Annotated in this window: 1 protein-coding gene; it reads left to right on the top strand. The window is 24.1% G+C overall.

What is annotated here, in order from left to right; translation table 11 throughout:
• Positions 1-148: 148 nt before the first annotated feature.
• Positions 149-771, top strand: a 623-nt coding sequence (locus tag RV00_RS15915) for a replication initiation protein (protein WP_071863498.1), incomplete at its 3' end; no start/stop codon positions are given.

Genomic DNA, 771 nt, shown 5'->3' with positions numbered 1-771 from the left:
AACCAATCATTAAACTAAAGGAACTTTTTCTATATTAAGTTTCTTTGTGTTATTATTGTCTATAACATAACAATCATAAGTATTTACAATTAAAGTTAATAGGAATCTTCACTGTGTAAAGGTTTCTTTTAGATTGGAGTGAAGTTAGTTGAGTGGAGAAACAGTAGTATATAAAAATGATATGAATTTAGTTCCATTGAGAAAATTTAATAATACCGAAGTTAATCTATTTTTTACTTTGTGTAATAAATTGAAAGATAAAGGCAATTTGACTGTTAACGTGTCATTTGAAGAATTAAAAGAATTAAGTAATTACTATAGTCATGATAAAAAACTTTTTATTCAAGATTTAGAAAAATTCTATGATAAAATTTTCTCTTTAACATATAGAGAAGAAACTGAGAATGTTATTAGAAAATTTATTCTTTTTACTAAAGTAGAAATTTATAAAGATAAAGAGTATGTGGCTATTGGTGTTAATCCAGATTTAGAACATATTATTAATTCATTAACTAGTAACTTCACTAAATTTGAACTTCGAGAAATGACACACCTTAAATCTACATATTCTAAGCATATGTTCAGAATACTTAAGCAGTATAAACATACTGGCTATGTAAAAATTAAAATTGATGATTTTAGAGAACGGCTAGATATTCCTAATAGTTACCGTATGACAAATATTAATCAAAAAGTATTAGCCCCTATTATAAAAGAACTTTCTATGATATTTAATAATCTTCATATTAGTAAAATCAAAGCTAAAAAAGG

Origin of the sequence: Enterococcus devriesei (assembly GCF_001885905.1) — a bacterium.
Taxonomy (GTDB): Bacteria; Bacillota; Bacilli; order Lactobacillales; family Enterococcaceae; genus Enterococcus_A; species Enterococcus_A devriesei.
The sequence above is the reverse complement of the archived record's forward strand: the minus strand, read 5'-3'. Positions and strand labels throughout refer to the sequence as shown.